Annotated in this window: 14 protein-coding genes; 8 read left to right on the forward strand and 6 right to left on the reverse strand. The window is 44.4% G+C overall.

The window, feature by feature from the left end; translation table 11 throughout:
• Positions 1-177: 177 nt before the first annotated feature.
• A complete protein-coding gene (hemL, locus tag OSCIL6407_RS0120665; protein ID WP_007357183.1) occupies positions 178-1,476 on the reverse strand; it encodes a glutamate-1-semialdehyde 2,1-aminomutase in 1,299 nt (432 codons plus the stop codon).
• Positions 1,477-1,735: 259 nt separating this feature from the next.
• Between hemL and hisIE the strand changes: the two genes are divergently transcribed.
• Positions 1,736-2,386 (forward strand): bifunctional phosphoribosyl-AMP cyclohydrolase/phosphoribosyl-ATP diphosphatase HisIE, encoded by a 651-nt coding sequence (hisIE, locus tag OSCIL6407_RS0120670; protein ID WP_007357184.1) that lies wholly within the window; start codon positions 1,736-1,738, stop codon positions 2,384-2,386.
• Positions 2,387-2,493: 107 nt separating this feature from the next.
• Here hisIE and OSCIL6407_RS0120675 read toward each other — a convergent pair whose 3' ends face one another.
• From OSCIL6407_RS0120675 to OSCIL6407_RS0120685, 3 genes are all read right to left on the reverse strand, one after another.
• The gene (locus OSCIL6407_RS0120675; RefSeq protein WP_007357185.1) at positions 2,494-2,973 is read right to left on the reverse strand and encodes a hypothetical protein; all 480 of its coding nucleotides are present in this window, start codon (positions 2,971-2,973) and stop codon (positions 2,494-2,496) included.
• Between the two features lies 1 nt (position 2,974).
• Complete coding sequence (locus OSCIL6407_RS0120680; RefSeq protein WP_019487622.1) at positions 2,975-3,760, reverse strand: hypothetical protein; 786 nt, start codon at positions 3,758-3,760, stop codon at positions 2,975-2,977.
• A 151-nt stretch (positions 3,761-3,911) separates the two neighbouring features.
• A complete protein-coding gene (locus tag OSCIL6407_RS0120685; RefSeq protein ID WP_007357187.1) occupies positions 3,912-5,168 on the reverse strand; it encodes an MDR family MFS transporter in 1,257 nt (418 codons plus the stop codon).
• 31 nt (positions 5,169-5,199) lie between these two features.
• Between OSCIL6407_RS0120685 and ruvA the strand changes: the two genes are divergently transcribed.
• From ruvA to OSCIL6407_RS0120720, 7 genes are all read left to right on the forward strand, one after another.
• Positions 5,200-5,823 (forward strand): Holliday junction branch migration protein RuvA, encoded by a 624-nt coding sequence (ruvA, locus tag OSCIL6407_RS0120690; RefSeq protein ID WP_007357188.1) that lies wholly within the window; start codon positions 5,200-5,202, stop codon positions 5,821-5,823.
• 239 nt (positions 5,824-6,062) lie between these two features.
• A complete protein-coding gene (locus OSCIL6407_RS0120695; protein WP_007357189.1) occupies positions 6,063-10,970 on the forward strand; it encodes a DUF4347 domain-containing protein in 4,908 nt (1,635 codons plus the stop codon).
• Positions 10,971-11,398: 428 nt separating this feature from the next.
• Positions 11,399-11,668, forward strand: coding sequence for a 30S ribosomal protein S15 (rpsO, locus tag OSCIL6407_RS0120700; protein WP_007357190.1), 270 nt, complete (start codon positions 11,399-11,401; stop codon positions 11,666-11,668).
• Between the two features lie 120 nt (positions 11,669-11,788).
• Positions 11,789-12,241: a PAM68 family protein gene (locus OSCIL6407_RS0120705; RefSeq protein ID WP_007357191.1), complete on the forward strand. Its 453-nt coding sequence runs from the start codon at positions 11,789-11,791 to the stop codon at positions 12,239-12,241.
• 70 nt (positions 12,242-12,311) lie between these two features.
• Positions 12,312-13,373, forward strand: coding sequence for a 3-deoxy-7-phosphoheptulonate synthase (gene aroF, locus OSCIL6407_RS0120710; RefSeq protein WP_007357192.1), 1,062 nt, complete (start codon positions 12,312-12,314; stop codon positions 13,371-13,373).
• A 124-nt stretch (positions 13,374-13,497) separates the two neighbouring features.
• Entirely contained in the window at positions 13,498-14,670 is a 1,173-nt protein-coding gene (locus OSCIL6407_RS0120715; protein WP_026103798.1) for a DNA cytosine methyltransferase, read from the forward strand.
• A gap of 32 nt (positions 14,671-14,702) precedes the next feature.
• Positions 14,703-15,653 carry a PmeII family type II restriction endonuclease gene (locus OSCIL6407_RS0120720; protein ID WP_007357194.1) on the forward strand — a complete coding sequence of 317 codons (951 nt, stop codon included), beginning with the start codon at positions 14,703-14,705 and terminating at the stop codon, positions 15,651-15,653.
• Positions 15,654-15,726: 73 nt separating this feature from the next.
• Here OSCIL6407_RS0120720 and OSCIL6407_RS0120725 read toward each other — a convergent pair whose 3' ends face one another.
• Together OSCIL6407_RS0120725 and OSCIL6407_RS0120730 are read right to left on the reverse strand one after the other, a co-directional pair.
• A complete protein-coding gene (locus tag OSCIL6407_RS0120725) occupies positions 15,727-16,959 on the reverse strand; it encodes an ATPase, T2SS/T4P/T4SS family (protein WP_007357195.1) in 1,233 nt (410 codons plus the stop codon).
• Between the two features lie 196 nt (positions 16,960-17,155).
• Positions 17,156-18,304, reverse strand: coding sequence for a HetZ-related protein 2 (locus OSCIL6407_RS0120730; protein WP_007357196.1), 1,149 nt, complete (start codon positions 18,302-18,304; stop codon positions 17,156-17,158).
• Positions 18,305-18,509: the final 205 nt, after the last annotated feature.

Consider the following 18,509-nt stretch of genomic DNA (forward strand, 5'->3'; position numbering starts at 1 on the left):
AAAGGAATAAATTTGCTATTGGGAAAGGGGAGTAATTAATACTATTAAACTCACAGAGATTTAATATTAAGAATTCTTCTCCCCTCTCCATGCGGTCGAGGGGTTGGGGGAGAGGTCAAACGATTTTTTGGGCAGAATGAAACAGCCCTACTTTTTAAGGGGGGTTAGACAGAGTAATTACAAACTTGCCATCACTTCACGGGCCGCCGCCAAAGTCCGGTCAATATCCTCATCGGAGTGAGCAACAGAAGTAAATCCAGCCTCAAATTGCGAAGGAGCAAGATAAATTCCTCGCTCTAACATTCCGCGATGAAAACGGCTAAATTTACTCAAATCAGACTTTTTAGCATCTTCATAATTGTGAACTGGGCCGCCAGTAAAAAATAAGCCAAACATTCCGCTAATTTGGCCGCCGCAAGCAGCAATACCAGTTTCCTTAGCAATTTTCAGCAATCCTTCTGACAACTTTTTTGTCACCTTATCTAACTGCTCGTAAGTCCCTGGTTTTTGCAGCAATTCCAAAGTCTTAATCCCAGCAGTCATTGCCAAAGGATTACCCGAAAGCGTTCCCGCTTGATACATCGGCCCGGAAGGAGCGACCATTGCCATAATGTCCTTACGACCACCGTAAGCACCCACTGGTAAACCGCCACCGATGATTTTACCTAAAGTTGTCAAGTCGGGAGTAACGCCGAATTTTTGCTGAGCTCCGCCGTAAGCAATGCGAAAACCGGTCATCACTTCGTCAAATACTAACAGTGCTTTGTTTTCCTTAGTAATCTCTCGCAAGCCTTCCAAAAAGCCGGCATCCGGTACAATAAATCCGGCATTACCGACAACTGGTTCTAAAATTACCCCTGCTATCTCACCGGGATTTGCGGCAAAAAGTGCCTTAACAGCTTCCAAGTCATTATAAGGAGCATTGAGAGTGTTGCTCGTGACTGATTTGGGCACGCCAGGGGAGTCGGGTAAACCCAGGGTGGCTACGCCAGAACCGGCTTTCACCAAGAACATATCGGCGTGGCCGTGATAGCAACCTTCAAATTTAATGATTTTATCGCGTCCGGTAAAAGCTCTCATTAGGCGGGAAACGGCCATGCAAGCTTCTGTCCCAGAGTTGACAAAACGCACCATTTCAATGCTGGGAACGGCATCAATTACCATTTCCGCTAGCACGTTTTCCAAAGCACAGGGAGCTCCGAAACTGGTGCCTTTTTCTAGGGAGTCGCGTAGGGCGTTGATGACTTCGGGGTGGGCGTGGCCGCAGATGGCGGGGCCCCAAGTACCTACGTAGTCGATGTATTGGTTGCCATCGACATCCCAGATATAGGCTCCTTTGACTTTATCAAAGACGATGGGTTGTCCGCCTACTGATTTGAAGGCGCGTACTGGGGAACTAACGCCTCCGGGCATTAATTTCTGGGCGGCGGCAAAAATTTCTTCGGATTTGGTAGTTTTCAAGGTTGTGGAAACCAATGTTTTCTCCTTAATGAAAGTTTCTTGTTGCTAGAATGCTTAAATACAGGCTTGAAGACAGGCGTGAGAATGGATGAGAGAAAAACTATATTAGTCGATCTTCTCGTAGAAGCCAATCGCTGACAATCCCTAGCTTTACTTTTTGCTACTTTAGGTCAGGCGGGTACGCTTTCAACCTCGAAGGAGTATTCCGGGGGAGTGAAGGGGGAAGGTAGATGATATTGTAGAAAGTCAGCCCTCACTTTTGAAGCCTCAAATTATGTCTGCTCCCGATTTCGCTGCTTTAAGCCAATCTATCCCGGTTGAGAAAATTCGCTATAACGAGCAGGGTTTAGTGCCTGCGATCGTTCAAGATTATCTTGATGGTACGGTGCTGATGATGGCATGGATGAGTCGGGAATCGCTACAAAAAACTCTGGAAACTGGGCAAACTTGGTTTTGGAGTCGTTCTCGTGGGGAGTTATGGCATAAGGGGGCGACTTCAAGTCACGTTCAGAATATTAAGTCTGTGCGTTATGACTGCGATAGCGATGCTTTGCTGTTTACGGTGGAACAGGTGGGAGATATTGCTTGCCACACGGGGGAAAGGAGTTGTTTTCATCGGGTGGATGGCGAGGTTGTCGCGCCGCCTGCGGATGCGCTGTCTCAGTTGTTTGAGGTGATTTGCGATCGCCGCGATCGTCCGATAGAAACATCTTACACCTGCAAGCTATTTGAAGGTGGCGATAATAAGATTCTTAAGAAAATTGGCGAGGAGTCGGTGGAGGTGGTGATGGCTTGTAAGGATGATGATAAGGATGGGATAGCTTCTGAAGTCGCCGATCTATTCTATCACACTTTGGTGGCTTTGGCTTACCATCAGGTTGATTTGAGAGCGGTTTATCGGAAGTTGGAGCAACGACGAAAGTGATGGTTAGTTGTTCGTTGTTGGTTGTTAGTTGTTGGTTGTTAGTTCCTTAATTACGATCGTAGAATAATTGAAAAGAGAGCTGTTTTAACACCTAACTTAAATTAATATCAATAAGTGATGTCTTGCCAAAGGGCACAATCGGTAACTCTTTGAAAATCTTTAATATTTTTAGTAGCAATAATAACTTTACGACCAGGATATTCCTCTTGTAGGATAGACCATTGAGCAGAGATAATACAATCTATATCAATGTTTTCCCTAACTTTATTAGGTTGACTCATATCTCTTGCTTCAGCCCATAGTTTGCCAGCTTTTGCTAGCACAGTAAAAGTTACTTCTTGAAATTCAATTAAGTCTCTTAGTTTGTCTAACTCTTGAACGCTGTAGCTTTTAATACGAATAAATTCGCGTCTAACTTCATAATCACAGATATCAGAAGCAGTTACATAAGCGCCTTTCGATAATAAGCGTTCAAACCATTGTGTGCATCGATAAATCTCCGTGCCCAACTTCTCATCTTCAGACAAATTATCATCAATAGGTGTAACCAGCAAAGCAAGAATACCAGAGTCCAGAATTACAATCACTTTACAATGTCCATCCTTTTGCTTTTTTAATACTTTCTATTTGCTCAAGTCGTGATTTTGCCCAATCCATTGCAGGTTGGTTTTTCTGAATTTGCATTTCACGAGTAAAGATTGTATCAGAAGGAGAGCCCATCGGACAAGATTTTTCATTTTTTGTTAGGTTTTCTTCGATTTGCCATAATACTGCTCTGGCAGTGTTTTTTAATCCCACTAAATATGAAAAAACTGATTCATTCTGATTAGCTTTATCAGGTTTTAGGTTGGGATCGTTCAAAAATGACAATGCTATATTTTTAAGGTACTCTATTAAGTCTTTTGGGAAGTAGAGAATATATTTTTCTAGAAGCTCTGATAGTCCCACCATACCTGTGTATATCGATCCATATTGGTGTACTTTATCTATTTCTTCTTCAAACCCAATTATCATAAGACCCAGAACTATGATTAATTCCCTCAATCCCTCCATATATTTTTCATGTTCTTCAATTTCTTTGAATAAATCAGGTGCTAAAAGATCACTATATTTTGCTTTGATTTCGTTGAAAATTTGTCTATATTCATAGTAATAAATCTCGTTTTTTTGACCTAGAGATTTTGCTTTTCTAATCCGTTCTGATACTTCAACAATTTTTAACAGATCGTTAAATGATTCTTCTTTAGGAATCCGCGCTTGTTCAGAGGAGAATAGTATTTCTAAGGAATTTTTGATTAAGGTCAGTTCACGCAGCATCACCTCTTCACTGCTCGATAGCAATGCTCTAATTGAATTTTCTGTAATAACTGTCATAGGTCGGCGGCTCAATAAAGAAAGAAGGTTTTTATGTTCTATGGGAGTATAAGGAGGTATAAGCATTGTACTCCTTCTATAAGGATACACGATAATCTCGTTGGTGCGACTGGTTTAACCTAAATGGACAAGCATTTATACTCAGGGATGGTTACTTTTTCAACATTTGCTCAAGTTGCTGTAAAATCAAGATAGCAACTCCCACACTTAAAGCTATACCCAACCAAAAATTATCTCCGATTAATTTCCCTTGATCTAAAGCCCAACCGCCTAAAGGTGGCCCGATTAAATAACCAATTGCCCAACACTGGGAATTAATTGATAAATAAACACCGCGCAAAGATTCGGGGGCTAAATCAGCTACAATCGAAGAAGCCGCAGGAGTATAACTAACAATAGCAATTGACAAAATACCTAAGCCTAAAATTGCAAAGAAAATGTTACCACTATGAGCAATTCCCGTCATCCCAATCAGGATAAATCCTATACCCCATAAAAGAGCCGAAATTACTAGGGATCTAGTGTGACTAAAACGCTTAAAAGCGCGGGCAATTGGCAATTGGCAACTGACAAGTAAAATTGTGTGCCAAGTAAATAATGCCGTCAGTGTACCGGGGGAAAAACCTTTTCCTGATGCGGCTGCGGGGATAAAATTGCTAAGATAAAGAGGGATTGTACTTTGGGTTTGGGAGATATAAAGAGTGAAGAGAATATTTACTAAGACATAAACTAGGAGACTCCGATCCTGTAAGGCAATTTTCCAGCCATTTTGAATTTTATCTGTCCCCGCTGGTAAAGCTGAAATCTTGGGTTTGTAGGTTTCAGAAATTGTAAAGTAAACTAATACAAAAAATATCAGAAATGAAATGCCATCAATTACAAATAGCGCCCAATAAGCGCCAGTTAAAGTAATTAATAATCCTCCTAAAATAATTCCTACTTGTAAGCCTAAATTATCAGCCAATCGTGTTAAGGCAAAAGCTTCTCTGCGTTCTTCTCCCTCTGTTAAATCGGCGATTGCAGCTTCAGTTGCAGGCCAATATAAACCAACTCCCAAACCCATTAAAACATTACCTAAAACTAGCCCGGTAAAATCCTTGGCAGTTGCCAACATAAAAGAAGCTACAGCCGAAATAATTGCTGACATTAACAAGGTGCGACGGCGGCCCCAAACAGGAGAATCTGACAACGAACCGCCCAAAATGCGGCCCAAAATTCCAGAAACTTGAGCGCTACCTAAACCTAAACCGACAGCAGTAGCAGATAAACCAAGTTGATTGACAAAAAATATGGGAGCATAAAATAAGGTAAAACCAGTGCCAGTGTGGGATAAAAAGCGACCGAATGCTAGAATCCAGACTTGAGAACCAAGTTGCGGAAGCCAAGATGGTAATTGATGTTTAGACATGGCTTTAAATTTTAAATAGGACTTAGTAGTAATGATTAACTATCTCAAAGGTACGGTAGCAGATATCCAAAAAGGTAACAATCGGGTGATGCTGATTCTGGAAGTCAATCAAATCGGTTATGAAGTGCAAATTTTGCCTCGAATGACGGGACAATTGCCAGCGATGGGGGAAGTGGTGCAAGTTTTTACTCACCAACAAGTTAAGGAAGACCAAATGGTATTATACGGTTTTATTTCCGGTGCGGAACGAAATTTATTTCGGCAATTAGTCAGTGTTAGCGGTATTGGGGCACAACTGGCGATCGCACTTTTGGAAACTTTAGGATTGCAAGACTTAGTTCAAGCTATAGTAGGCGGTAATACCCGCATTTTGGCCAAAACTCCCGGTGTTGGGAACAAAACTGCCGAACGTCTCGTCTTGGAACTGAGAACTAAACTATCAGAATGGCGGAATCAAGAGGGTTTGTCAACATCTGTACCTGCGGGAGTCAGTTCAGTTATTCAAGAAGAAGTTGAGATGACTTTACTCGCTTTGGGATACACTGGAGCGGAGGTAATGCAGGCATTACAGGCTCTTAGCCAAGATCCGAGTTTGTTAAAGAAAGGTAATGCGGAAGATTGGATTCGAGAAGCGATCGCTTGGTTGAGTCGGTAATTGAGGATAGCTAGGGAAAAGATAGACCAGATTTCTTAATTTCCGCTATTGAGAAATTCTAGAATTTATTAACGCAGTTCATAATTGTTGACAGTTGTAAATTTTTCGATAAATGGGTTGACATTTTCACAATAAATCTGAGAAACTCAGACTGCATCTACTTATTTTCGTTAATTTGACTGACATTCTACGTCAATCTGGTAAATATGAGTGGGCGAAAGGAAATTAAGTAAGAAACCATGAATAACCAAATCATTTTCATTGATTCTTCAGTAGAAGATTATCAAATCCTTGCTCAAAACGCTGCCCAAGGCAGTAAAGTTGTCATTTTAGATGACCAATCCAGCGCGATCGCGCAAATCACTCAATCCTTAGCCGGAGAAAGCGATCTGGAAGCACTGCATATCATTTCTCACGGTAGCGAAGGGAGTATCACGCTCGGTACTGAGGTGATTAATGGGAACGCGATCGAAGCTTTAGGCGATCGGCTCAAACAATGGGGAAAATCCCTTACTAAAACTGGCGATATTCTATTATATGGATGTAATGTCGCCGCTGGAGAAATTGGTAATAAATTTGTTAAGAAACTCAGTGAAATTACCGGTGCCGGTGTAGCGGCTTCTAATAACTTAACCGGCGCTGCGGCATTAGGTGGAGACTGGAATTTAGAAGTGAGATTTGGGGAAGTGGAAACCCAACCCCTAAATTTTGCCAATTATGGTTATACTTTGCCTGCTACCATCACCAATGTCACTTCATCTTTAGCTGATGGCACTTATTTACCAGGCCAAGTTGTTCCTATTACGGTGACATTTAGCGAACCCGTAAACGTTTCCAGCGCACCTGGATTCCCAGGTTTAATTCTTAACACAGGAGGAACAGCAATTTATGTCAGTGGTAGCGGTACCGCCAATCTCCTGTTTAACTACACGACCGCCACAAATGAAAATAGTGCCGATCTTGATTATACTTCAACTGTCCTCAACGGTACGATAAGCACAGTCTCCGATGGCAGCGCTGCCACTTTAACTCTTCCCACCGCTGGTGGGGCTGGCTCTCTCGGTGCGAATAAAGCCTTAATCGTTAATGATGGGGCAATACCTACTGCCGTTAACATCACCTCTACCACCACTAATGGCAGTTATACAACAACAACAGCTATTCCGATTACCGTTGAATTTAGCGAAATCGTCAACGTCACCGGCATACCAACGCTAACCTTGGGAGGAGTAGCAACCCCAGTTAACTATACCAGTGGTACCGGTACAAAATTCCTCACATTTAACTACACCCCAGTCGCCGGTGACACCAGTGCCGATCTTGATGCAACCGCGATTGCTGGCACGATCGCAGATATTGTCGGTAACGCTTATGCACTTGGTCTTCCTGCTGCACCGAACAACCTGGCTACAAATAAAGATTTAGTCATTGACACTGCTGCACCCACAGTTGCCCTAGCACAAGTGATACCAGCAGCAACAGTTACGGGCGCATTTAACGTCACAGCTACCTTTAATGAAACTGTGGCACCAACTTTTGATCTTACGGATATCACCGTAGGCAATGGTGCTGCTAGTAATTTGACAGTTGCTGGAAACGTCTACACCTTTACTATCACACCCACGACAGATGGCGCTGTCACCGTTGATGTTGCTGCGGCTAAGGCAACAGATGCTGCCACAAATGGCAATACAGCCGCCCCTCAATTAGCTGGCATCACTGCCGATTTACCACCTACTATCACCAACGTTACCTCTGGTACCGCCGATGGCAGCTATAATGCCACCGTCGGTACTATTCCGATTACCGTTACATTTAGCAAAATCGTTAACGTCACTGGCGCACCGACACTAACCTTGGCAGCAGGAGTAACAGGACCGGCCACCTTTGTCAGTGGTAGTGGTACGAATACACTCACCTTTAACTACACCGTAGGCGCAACTGACAACATTGCCGACCTTGATTATGGCAGTGCAGCCGCCCTCGCCCTTAATGGCGGTACGATTAATTCGGCATTAGGTACCGCAGCTACACTCACTCTACCTGCTCCGGCTGCGGCTGGTTCCCTGGGTGCGAATAAAGCCTTAGTCATTGACACCACCGTACCTACTATCACCGGTATTACCTCTACCACCGCTGATGGTAGTTATACAACAACGGCCACTATTCCGATTACTGTTACATTTAGCGAAGTTGTCAATGTCACTGGTACACCGACGCTGACTCTGGGAGGAGGAGTAACAACTGCTGTTAACCTTGCCAGTGGTGCCGGTACAAATACGCTCACATTTAACTACACCCCAGCCGCAGGTGACACCAGTGCCGATCTTGATGCAACCTTGTTAACGGGTACGATCGCAGATGCTGCGGGTAATGCTGCGACACTGACTCTTCCTGCTGCAACCTTAGCTACGACTAAAGCTTTAGTTATTGACACAACAGCACCCACAGTTGCCTTAACAACCGCAGCCACAGCACCAGTGACGGGGACATTTAGCGTCGCGGCCACCTTTACTGAAGCTAGTGGAAATGTCCTGGGATTTGATGTCACTGATTTAACCGTAGGCAATGGTACTATCAGCAACTTTGCTGGCTCAGGGGTAAACTACACCTTTGATATCAAACCTACGGCAGATGGGCCTGTCACCATTGATGTGGCTGCGGGTAAAGCGACGGATGCAGCCTCAAATGGCAATACCGCAGCCCCGACACTGTTGATTAACGCGAACGTTCCACCTAAAGTTACCAGCGTTACCTCAACTTTAGCGGATGGTAGCTATCCGCTCGGTCAAGTAGTTCCGATTACCGTGACATTTAGCGAATCCGTCATTGTCACCGGCACACCGACGCTAACTCTCAACTCAGGGGGAACAGCTAGTTATGCCAGTGGCACGGGTACAAATGCACTCACCTTTAACTACACTGTAGGCGCAGGTCAAACCAGTGCTGACCTCGACTATACCGCCATCACCTCTCTTGTTGTCCCCGCAGGCGCTTCTATTACAGATACGGTGGTGACGACTAGCAATGCGGATCTCACTCTCCCGGCTCCCGCTGCAATTAACTCCCTGGGTGCAAATAAAGCCATAGTCATTGACACCACTCCACCCACAGTTACGATTAACCAAGCCAGTAGCCAAGTCGATCCGACAACAAATAGTTTGATTAACTACACCGTCGCCTTTAGCGAACCGGTGAAGAATTTTGATGCTACCGACATTACTTTCAGTGGAGTCACCGGGGCCACTGCTACCATCACGGGAGATGCTACAGGTCAAAATTACAACGTAGCAGTAACAGGGTTGTCTGCACCAGGAGCCTTGACTGCTACCGTTAAAGCCAGTGGTGCTACAGATTTAGCTGGCAATGGTAATACTGCCAGTACCAGCACCGATAATTCTGTCACATATTCCCCTGTTGGTCCCTACGTTACTGCTATTAGCCGCGTTGATACCGATCCGACTACGGCAACAGCAGTAAATTATACAGTCACCTTTAATGAGAGCGTGACAGGGGTAGATACTGCGGACTTCTCCTTATCGGGAACCGCTACTACTGGGGCAAGTATTGGTACTGTCACGGGTTCGGGTAAAACCTATAATGTGTCGGTGAATACGGGTACTGCTGATGGTACATTGGGGCTGGATTTAACCGATAACAATAGCATCATTAATTCCCTGAATGCTACTTTAGGCGGTACGGCACTGAATGATGGGGACTTTAAGGGACAAGTTTACACTGTTAGTAAAAATATTGCTCCTGTGCTGGCTGTGGCGCTCAACGATCAATCGGCAACGATTAATACGGCGTTTAGTTTTACAGTTCCGACGGGTACGTTTACTGATGCTAACAACGATACCTTAACTTATAGTTCGACGCTGGAAGATGGCTCGGCGTTACCGACTTGGTTAACCTTTGATGCGACAACGGGTGCTTTTAGTGGTACGCCTACAACGGCAAATATCGGCAACTTAAAAGTTAATGTGGCGGCTTCGGATGGAAAAGCTGCTACAAGCAATACGTTCATTTTGACGGTATCCGATAAAGTCAATACTGCTCCTGTAGTTGCCAGTGCAATTACTGATAAGTCAGCGGTAATCGACACAGCATTTAACTTTATCGTACCCGCAGGTACATTTACGGATGCTGAAAGTGACCCGTTGACTTACACTGCAACGCTAGAAAACGGCACGGCTTTACCAACTTGGTTAACATTTAATGCCGCGACTCTGGCTTTCAGTGGCACACCAGCGGTGGCAAATGTCGGAAACTTAAAGGTGAAATTGACTGCGAATGACGGGAAAGCCTCAACCAGTGATGTTTTCCAACTTGTTGTCAGTGGGTCTACACCTGTATCCACACCTACACCCGCACCCGCACCCTCACCTTCACCATCGGGAGGAGGAACGACAACAACAACGACAACGGGATCTAATGCGATCGTAATTAACACGCCACCAATCGGTCTAATCGGTGCCGGTGAGCGCACTAATTTACCATCAAATCAAGTGGTAAATGGTCAATATTTACTATCTGATTTTGATGATACCAGCATTCCCACATCTGCTTTTGGTCAGCCAATTCGTGGGTTATCTGGTAATGATAACTTGACGGGAAGTGGTGGTACTGACACAATTTATGGCGATCGAGGTGCTGATATTATTGATGGTGGTGATGGTAACGATCAAATATTTGGTGGTAAGGAGTCGGATAAATTATCTGGTGGTAATGGCGATGACTTCTTGAGTGGCAATAATGATAATGACACTCTCACTGGTGGCGCTGGTAACGATATCTTACGCGGTGGTAAGGAAAATGATGTCTTACTTGGCGGAGATGGAGATGATGAATTGTGGGGCGATCGAGGTTTTGATGCTCTCACAGGTGGTGCAGGAAAGGATAACTTTGTGTTAGAATTTACTGCCACTAGCCCCGATCAGGCTGATGTAATTACTGACTTCAATTCTACTGATGATAAAATCAAGTTGGTTGGTTTTACTTTCAGTCAATTAAGTTTTGAATCAGTGAATGTCATCTTAGATGGGGCAACTGCTGTAGCTTCAACGGTAATTAAGTCGGGGAATAACTACTTAGGAGTGGTTTATAATGTGAATTCATCTGCTCTTAGTAGTAGTTCTTTCTTGTAAGATTGTTGGGAAAAAACGCTGAGCAAAAGCATCAAAAGGGAGCAATTGTCTCCCTGGAAGCCGCCAACAGCGAACAAATTTAAGACTGATATTCAGGGGGCGCTTGTCGCCCCCTGAATCTTGTTCGTAAGTAGAAGATAGAAGGTAGAAGGTAGAAGGCTTTATTTATAGCTAGAGGCTAGGGGAAGAAGGGAATAGAGTCAATGGTTTCAAGAATTCAAAACGTCCTAACCGACGAAAGCGGTTGCTATATCTAGGAGATCGAGAAGAATGCTTATACAGCAAGCCTTCTTCTCACTTAACGCTGCCCTCGCTTGCGGTATCTTTACTGCAAGTGAGGGCAGCTTTATAAATGATTTATGTGTAAGTCCCAAATGTGATACAATCAGGGATTGTCGCATTAGTAAAGTAAAACTTAAATTCCATTCATGGCACTAACACAAGAGCGCAAACAAGAAATTATGGGCCAATATCAAGCCCATGAAACCGATACAGGATCGGCAGACCTACAAGTAGCCATGCTGAGCGATCGCATTAACAAGCTCAGCGCCCACCTGAAGGTCAACCAAAAAGATTTTTCTTCCCGACGGGGTTTAATGCAGTTGATCGGCCGCCGCCGCCGCCTGCTAAGCTACATCCAGAAACAAGATAGAGCTCGCTATCAAGCTTTAATTGCTCGCCTCGGCATTCGCGGCTAGAGTCTGAAATATAGCGATCGCCAAGGCATTTAAGACACTCGCTTATTGCTGAAGCCCGCTAATTCTATTCCCTTCTTCCCTAGCCCCTAGCCCCTTCTTCTTCCCCTAGTCCCTAGTTGTATGTCCTCAGAACCTCCTAAAGAACGGTTGCCCTTTGAACCTGCTAAAAAAACGAAAAAAAAGCCTAAAGCCCCCCCAGAACCCCAGGTAAAGGCCGCTGAGGACACACAGCAGCCCTCCACCTCACGGGCATCAATGGGGATTCCAGATGTTGTCAGCAAACGCATGATCCGCCGCATGGCACTATTATGCGGCGTACCTACAGCAGCCGGAATTTCGACGTTTATTGCCAGTTATTTAGTCGTGAGCAAAGGTTGGTTCGCTTTACCAAACTCAGCGGTTGTACTTTTGAGTATGGGCTTTTTCGGTTTAGGGGTTTTAGGGCTGAGTTATGGTGTCCTCTCTGCATCTTGGGATGAAGAAAATCCGGGTAGCATCATTGGTTGGGAAGAATTCAATACCAATTTTGGACGGATGCGGGCAGCGTGGCGATCGGCAAAGCCAAAAAGTTAATTGTTAACGGTTAACTGTTAACGGTTAACTGTTAACTGTTTAACTGTTAACCAATTACCAACGAACAAAAATGATTATTGTGATGAAGGCCGGCACTCCAGAGGCCGAAATTGACAAGCTTAATGAAGAACTAACCACAACTTGGGGTCTGACTCCAGAAAAAATTGTCGGGCGTTATAAGGTTGTGATCGGTTTGGTCGGCGATACTGTTGAGCTGGAACCGCTGCAATTGCGGGAAATGAGCTCTTGGATTGAGGAAGTGTTGCGGGTGGAACGTCCTTATAAGCGGGCTTCTCTGGAGTACCGCCAGGGTGAACCGAGTGAAGTTTTGGTGTCTACTCCCGCAGGAACCGTTCCCATTGGCTTGCATCACCCACTGACGATCGTGGCTGGGCCTTGTTCGGTGGAAAATGAGGAGATGATCGTTGAGACAGCAAGGCGGGTGAAGGCTGCGGGTGCTCAGTTTCTCCGAGGTGGCGCTTATAAACCTCGGACTTCGCCTTATGCGTTCCAAGGACACGGCGAAAGTGCTTTGGGACTGTTGGCGGCGGCGCGGGAAGCTAGCGGTTTGGGGATTATTACGGAAGTAATGGATGCGGCCGATTTGGATGCGATCGAGGAAGTAGCTGATGTGATCCAGATTGGGGCGCGAAATATGCAGAATTTCTCGCTGTTGAAGAAGGTAGGGGCTCGGAATAAGCCTGTACTGCTGAAGCGGGGGATGGCGGCGACAATTGAAGACTGGCTGATGGCGGCTGAGTATATTTTGGCTGCGGGTAATCCCGATGTGATTTTGTGCGAACGGGGTATTCGGACGTTTGACCGTCAGTATGCGCGGAATACCTTGGATTTGTCGGTGATTCCAGTGTTGCGAGGACTGACTCATTTGCCGATTATGATTGACCCCAGTCACGGGACTGGTTTAGCGGAGTATGTGCCCTCGATGGCGATGGCTGCGATCGCGGCTGGTACAGATTCGTTGATGATTGAAGTACACCCGAATCCTAAGAAGGCGTTATCGGATGGGCCGCAATCTTTGACACCAGATCAGTTCGATCAATTGGTGGGTGAGTTGGCCGTGATTGGTAAAGCGGTGAAACGCTGGCCGCAACCTGTGCCAGTTTTGGCTTAGGTTGCTAATTGTTAATTAGATGTAGAAAGAATGTGGGGGTAAGTTTTTTAAACTTGCCCCTACATTGTTAATTAGTGAGGGCAGGTTTGCGATTTGAATGTAATTTGGTATGAGGATTAAGTTGGTGATTAATGATCGGCCAATATCTGTTAGTTTATTTACCGGAGCTTGCGGTTTAGATTTAGGGCTAGAAAAAGCCGGATTTCAGACAGTAAGCTTAGTAGAAATTGAACCTGATGCTGTCAAAACTATCTCTCTCAACCGCCCCCACCTTTCCCTATGTGCGATACCAAGAGATATTCGTGAAGTCAGCGCTCAAACTCTCCTCAAAGAAGGTGGAAAGATATTAGGTATAGATAGACCTTTGCGCCCTGGTGAAGTAGACCTTGTGACTGGTGGCCCCCCTTGTCAGCCATTCAGTACCGCCGGAAAACGAGGGTCTGTTGGCGATCCTCGTGGCAGCTTATTTATGGATTTTATCCGCATTGTTGAAGAAATCCAACCTCGGTTTTTTATAATGGAAAATGTCCGAGGATTGCTATCAGCCCCAATTCGTCACCGACCCCACGAACAAAGAGGGATAAACCACCCAAATCTTGCACCTGATGAGATGGCTGGTGCTGCTATGCAAGTGATTTTAGCAGAGATAAAACGCATTGGCTATGAGGTTGTTTATGATTTACTAAATGCTGCTGACTACGGCGTGCCTCAAGTTAGAGAAAGAGTTATTTTTATTGGTTATAAAGGTAGCGATTCAGTGACTTTACCGCTCCCTACTCATAGTCAAAGTGGGGTAAGTAGACTGCCAAAATGGATTACACTCAAAGATGGACTAAAAGGATTAATCGATCCTCAGCCAGAGTATATTCCTTATTCTGAAGCTCGTCTTAAGTATCTACGCCTGTTAAAAGCTGGTGAGAATTGGAAAAATTTACCTAATGAGTTAAAGCAGGAAGCAATGGGAGGCGCTTACAAATCTGAAGGCGGAAAAGTTGGCTTTTATCGGCGATTGACATGGGATAAACCATCGCCTACAGTTACAACTAGCCCTCATCAAAAGGCTACTGATATGTGTCACCCAGATGAATTACGCCCTTTGAGTGTCAGAGAGTCTGCACGCATTCAAACCTTCCCTGACGACTGGGTTTTTTATGGTTCTACTGCCTCTAAGTATCGCCAAATTGGAAATGCAGTTCCGGTACTTTTGGGGTCAGCAATCGCTCACTATCTTTACCAGATCATCAGAGGCGATCGAGTTAAAGGTAGAGAAATTTGTGAGCAACTTTCTCTGTTTTAAATAATTTTATAATCAACTATGTAATTAAAATAATGTCTGAAGAACAGCTTCATCAACTTTTAGGATTTATTTTAGAAAAAGAATTGGGAATACCAGCCACAAAAGCTGCGAGTTTTGCTGGGCACTTTGCAGAAGTAGAAGAATTCCTACGTTTAAAAGCCGAAAATCTGACAAATGTTAGGAGTATTTTTGGTAAAAGAGCGATTAAATTCAATGATGATGAAATTGAACGCATTTTAGTTTTTATCGCATCTGGTAAGCTTGCGCCACAATTAACAATAGCTGAGAATTTTTTAGCTAGTATCTGTCGTGATTTCACAAGGCGACAACTAACGATGCTCCAAAACTTGACTTTAGAAAAAATTAACCCTAACCCCTTTTTAATTAGGGCGCTAAATCTAGAAACTCCAGAGGAAGTGGTGAGACTTAATGTTTTTATGAGTGCTACTAGATCTATTGTCACATCAATGGGATTTTTTATCCAGAAACTTTTGATATCTTGCTCGGAAAGTGCAGCTAGTCCTCCTGGTAAGTCTGGATGGGACGTAATTAAGACTACAAGTGATGGCGATCGATGCTGGATTCAAGTAAAAAGTGGGCCGAATGATATGGATAAAGACCAGATAGTATATTGGGCGGTAAAAATTCAAGAAAAATTTAATGAAGGCGATCGAGCTTGTATTGGTATAGCTTATGGTAAGAGAACTAACCAGACTGTAACAATTGGCTTGCTGAAGCAACTTTTACCCAATTGGCAAATTACGACTTTAATTGGTCGAGAACTATGGGATTTTGTGAGCGAAGATCCTGAATATACTGCTAACCTGTTTGAAATTCTGCGTCAGTCCGCCAATCAAGTTTTAGCACAAAGTTCAATTTATGATGCTATAGAAGTCGCAGCTCAACGGCTCATTAATGAATTCATTAGAAAGTATGGAAACGGTAGCCAAGGTGTTTCCAACTATATAAAAGATATATTTTGAGCTATCGGCACAAGTAGATTCAAGAAAAGTCCTAACAAATAATAAATCAACTTGTACCGTCATCATCCTTCATCTAAGGATCGGGATGATTGATCTTATTCTCAGCCATCAAAGCTTCAAGCTGCCGATCTACACTCTTAAGCAACTGTTCTAAAGCGGAAATATCTACAGGCATAGTAGCAAGACGAGTGCGATCGCGAATTTGATTTACCTTCCGCTGAAGCTGTTCCGCCAGTCGCAAGGCATCCCTGTTTAAATTAGATAACTGTTGCTGCTGATAAAACCTTAAAGCTGCCCCCCGTAAAACCTGAAGCGTTGCTTCCTCTCCGTGAGTTCCAGGCATCACTCGCAACCGTAAGAGCAAGTGACTTTGCTTATAAACTCGTTCAATCTCTACCTGTTTAGGTGCTTCCAGCGGAATTAAAGGCAATTGAGTCAACAGCTTTAACTCATTAATTACCCCTTGAAATACCGTCCCATCTAAACCTTCCAATACGGATTTTAAAATCCCATCCTGACTCCACAAAATCTTACCTTGGGAATGCTGCCGCTCAAAAAATAGTCGGCCAATTCCCCCCTCTAAAACTCTAGCTAATAATTCTGGTAATAACTGTTTCGGTGGCAAAGTAGCGAGAATTTCAACGGGACTGGATAAATATAAAGCTTGCACATCTAAAACATCCAGCGTCGCCGACTCTGAAACCTCAGATCGGCTTGGTTTAGCTATTGCAGGTGCGGATGGTTCACTTGTCCGAGTTTGAGGTTTGTGTCCATCAACTTGCTCCTGAACTGATAAAATGAGAGTGGTATCATCAGCCACAGTTTCAGTAGTATTCTGAGCAGTTTTGACAGTGGCTCCCTCTTGACTTCCCTTTGTTGCTTCCTGTGGCTGGCTGGTGTGGAACAAGTAAGCCGAAAGCATCGATCGCTGAGCTTCCGAGGAAATCGGCTGTGTCACCACTGAGCAATTCATATAAGCTAAAATTCGCCGCACGTAGTCCAAAGCTAAGTCATCTTGCGGATCGACAATACCCAGTTTAAAGATGCTACCTTCTAGGGAGAGAGGCAGAACTTGATAATAGAGGCAGGCTTCAAAAGGTAGAACAGTATCAATCAGGTAAAATACCCGATCGGAAGCCATTTCAGCAGCCCAGTCAGTTTGAGTTTTGGATAGCATTGGCCCATTGGTGTCTTGGACAGACGCGAGCGATCGCGCTTTTACAGGCAAATCAACCTCTTTTGTGCGACTAAAAGCTGCAACTCCCTCGACAATCGGATGCACCAAAAATTGAGAACTTTGCGCCATTCTGCTCTAGTTGAACTAGAAGCGGTATTGTTCAAGTCTGACATCCCCAATCTGGGAAAGGCACTCTAGCTCTTTGTACTGTTGAGCGCCTTGTCAAAACCATTAACGCCTGTCGCGAGTAGAAAATTCTCAGAATTTGGGAGTGCTGCTTTTATCTTACACCTAAAGATTGCAGTTATCCATTACGAATAACTAATTACCCATTCCGTAATTTTTGGGCGGCTAAATATATTTGACTCCATTCGCTGATGACGTGATTGGTTTTGATGTTCATTTCAGAGGCGATCGCATCTACAGTTTTACCTGCTTTCAAGTCTTGGATTAATTTCTTTTGAACTGGTGTCAAGCTTTCCCAGAATTCTTGCCATTGCTTTGGCGGTAAACCTAAGTTGTGTTCAAAGGAAGTTTCTAGCCAACTTGCAACTAATTCGGGTGCGCCTTTGACAGCAAAGTTACGAATAGCATGATATGTAACTTTTTCCCGTAGCCGATAAATCTGCTTGACTGGTATATTTAAAGCTTGGGCGATCGCTTCCTGAGAACGTCCTAATAAGTACAGTCGCAGCCATTCGGCGGCCATCGGATCGACTTCATCCGCTAAATAAGCCTGAAATTCCACTTGTACTTTCTTTCTGAGTCCTTGTTGCTCTTCCCAAGCTTGATTTTCTCGATATTGCTCTACCGCTTGTTCATCTAATAGGCTAACTGTATCATCAGCATCCTGCGGGACAATTTCCTCGGAGACTAATCGCACCCAATCCCCTGCTGGGACTTGAGTTAAGCCGCCTCGCTGGGTGCGATGCAGGTAGTTAACGAAACGGTAAACTAACAGCGGTTGGTTGCGAATCGGACGCAAGCAATATTCTTCTAAATTTGCTAGTAATAAGGCGTTACGGAGGCGTTTATCGGCTGTACATTCAGCAATCCAGGCGATTTGTTGCTGGAGGTAGCGATCGCCTTTGAGCATTTCCTGAATTACTTCTTGTAATACTTCTACCGCACTTCGCTGGCGATCGCGACTTAATGCTACCCACGCCTTGATTTTCTCTCGCAACACGACTAAACCTCCCAAGCGTCCGATCGAGTTGCGGTAAGCTTGTTCTGGCGTTACTCCCAGATATCTCTGTCGCAAAATCCCATACTGAAATTCTATCGCTTGGGAAGCGATCGCCTTTTGAGCTGGAGTTAGAGCTTCAAACCGCTCTGGCTTTTCTCCCAACAGCCAGCGTACAATACTCTCGATCGCGATCGCGCTCATATCGGGATAATCTTGGTGGAGTCGCGCACTCCATTTTTGTCCCAGTTCTTCCGCCAAAGTCATCGGGTGTTGAAAGATTGGTTTCATCCCGATTCTACGTGGTATGCTCAACTTTTGGGCCTTTTTTGGATATTGCTTGAACTAGCAAGTTCATTGTTTTAGGACTTACCCCCCTAACCCCCCTTGTTAAGGGGGGGATCAAAAGCCCCCTTGTTAAGGGGTATTAGCATCACCAGCAGTAGGACGGACAATCCCTTAACAGCAGGGAATCAAAAGCCCCCCCTTAACAAGG

The sequence above is a fragment of the Kamptonema formosum PCC 6407 genome (genome assembly GCF_000332155.1).
In the GTDB taxonomy this organism is placed as follows: domain Bacteria; phylum Cyanobacteriota; class Cyanobacteriia; order Cyanobacteriales; family Microcoleaceae; genus Kamptonema; species Kamptonema formosum.

Coding starts and splice junctions, on each gene's coding strand:
- OSCIL6407_RS0120705 (WP_007357191.1), top strand. CDS start 11,789: ATGTCCTCAGAACCTCCTAAAGAACGGTTGCCCTTTGAACCTGCTAAA.
- OSCIL6407_RS0120680 (WP_019487622.1), bottom strand. CDS start 3,760: ATGACAGTTATTACAGAAAATTCAATTAGAGCATTGCTATCGAGCAGT.
- OSCIL6407_RS0120720 (WP_007357194.1), top strand. CDS start 14,703: ATGTCTGAAGAACAGCTTCATCAACTTTTAGGATTTATTTTAGAAAAA.
- OSCIL6407_RS0120730 (WP_007357196.1), bottom strand. CDS start 18,304: ATGAAACCAATCTTTCAACACCCGATGACTTTGGCGGAAGAACTGGGA.
- OSCIL6407_RS0120725 (WP_007357195.1), bottom strand. CDS start 16,959: ATGGCGCAAAGTTCTCAATTTTTGGTGCATCCGATTGTCGAGGGAGTT.
- aroF (WP_007357192.1), top strand. CDS start 12,312: ATGATTATTGTGATGAAGGCCGGCACTCCAGAGGCCGAAATTGACAAG.
- OSCIL6407_RS0120685 (WP_007357187.1), bottom strand. CDS start 5,168: ATGTCTAAACATCAATTACCATCTTGGCTTCCGCAACTTGGTTCTCAA.
- hisIE (WP_007357184.1), top strand. CDS start 1,736: ATGTCTGCTCCCGATTTCGCTGCTTTAAGCCAATCTATCCCGGTTGAG.
- rpsO (WP_007357190.1), top strand. CDS start 11,399: ATGGCACTAACACAAGAGCGCAAACAAGAAATTATGGGCCAATATCAA.
- OSCIL6407_RS0120695 (WP_007357189.1), top strand. CDS start 6,063: ATGAATAACCAAATCATTTTCATTGATTCTTCAGTAGAAGATTATCAA.
- ruvA (WP_007357188.1), top strand. CDS start 5,200: ATGATTAACTATCTCAAAGGTACGGTAGCAGATATCCAAAAAGGTAAC.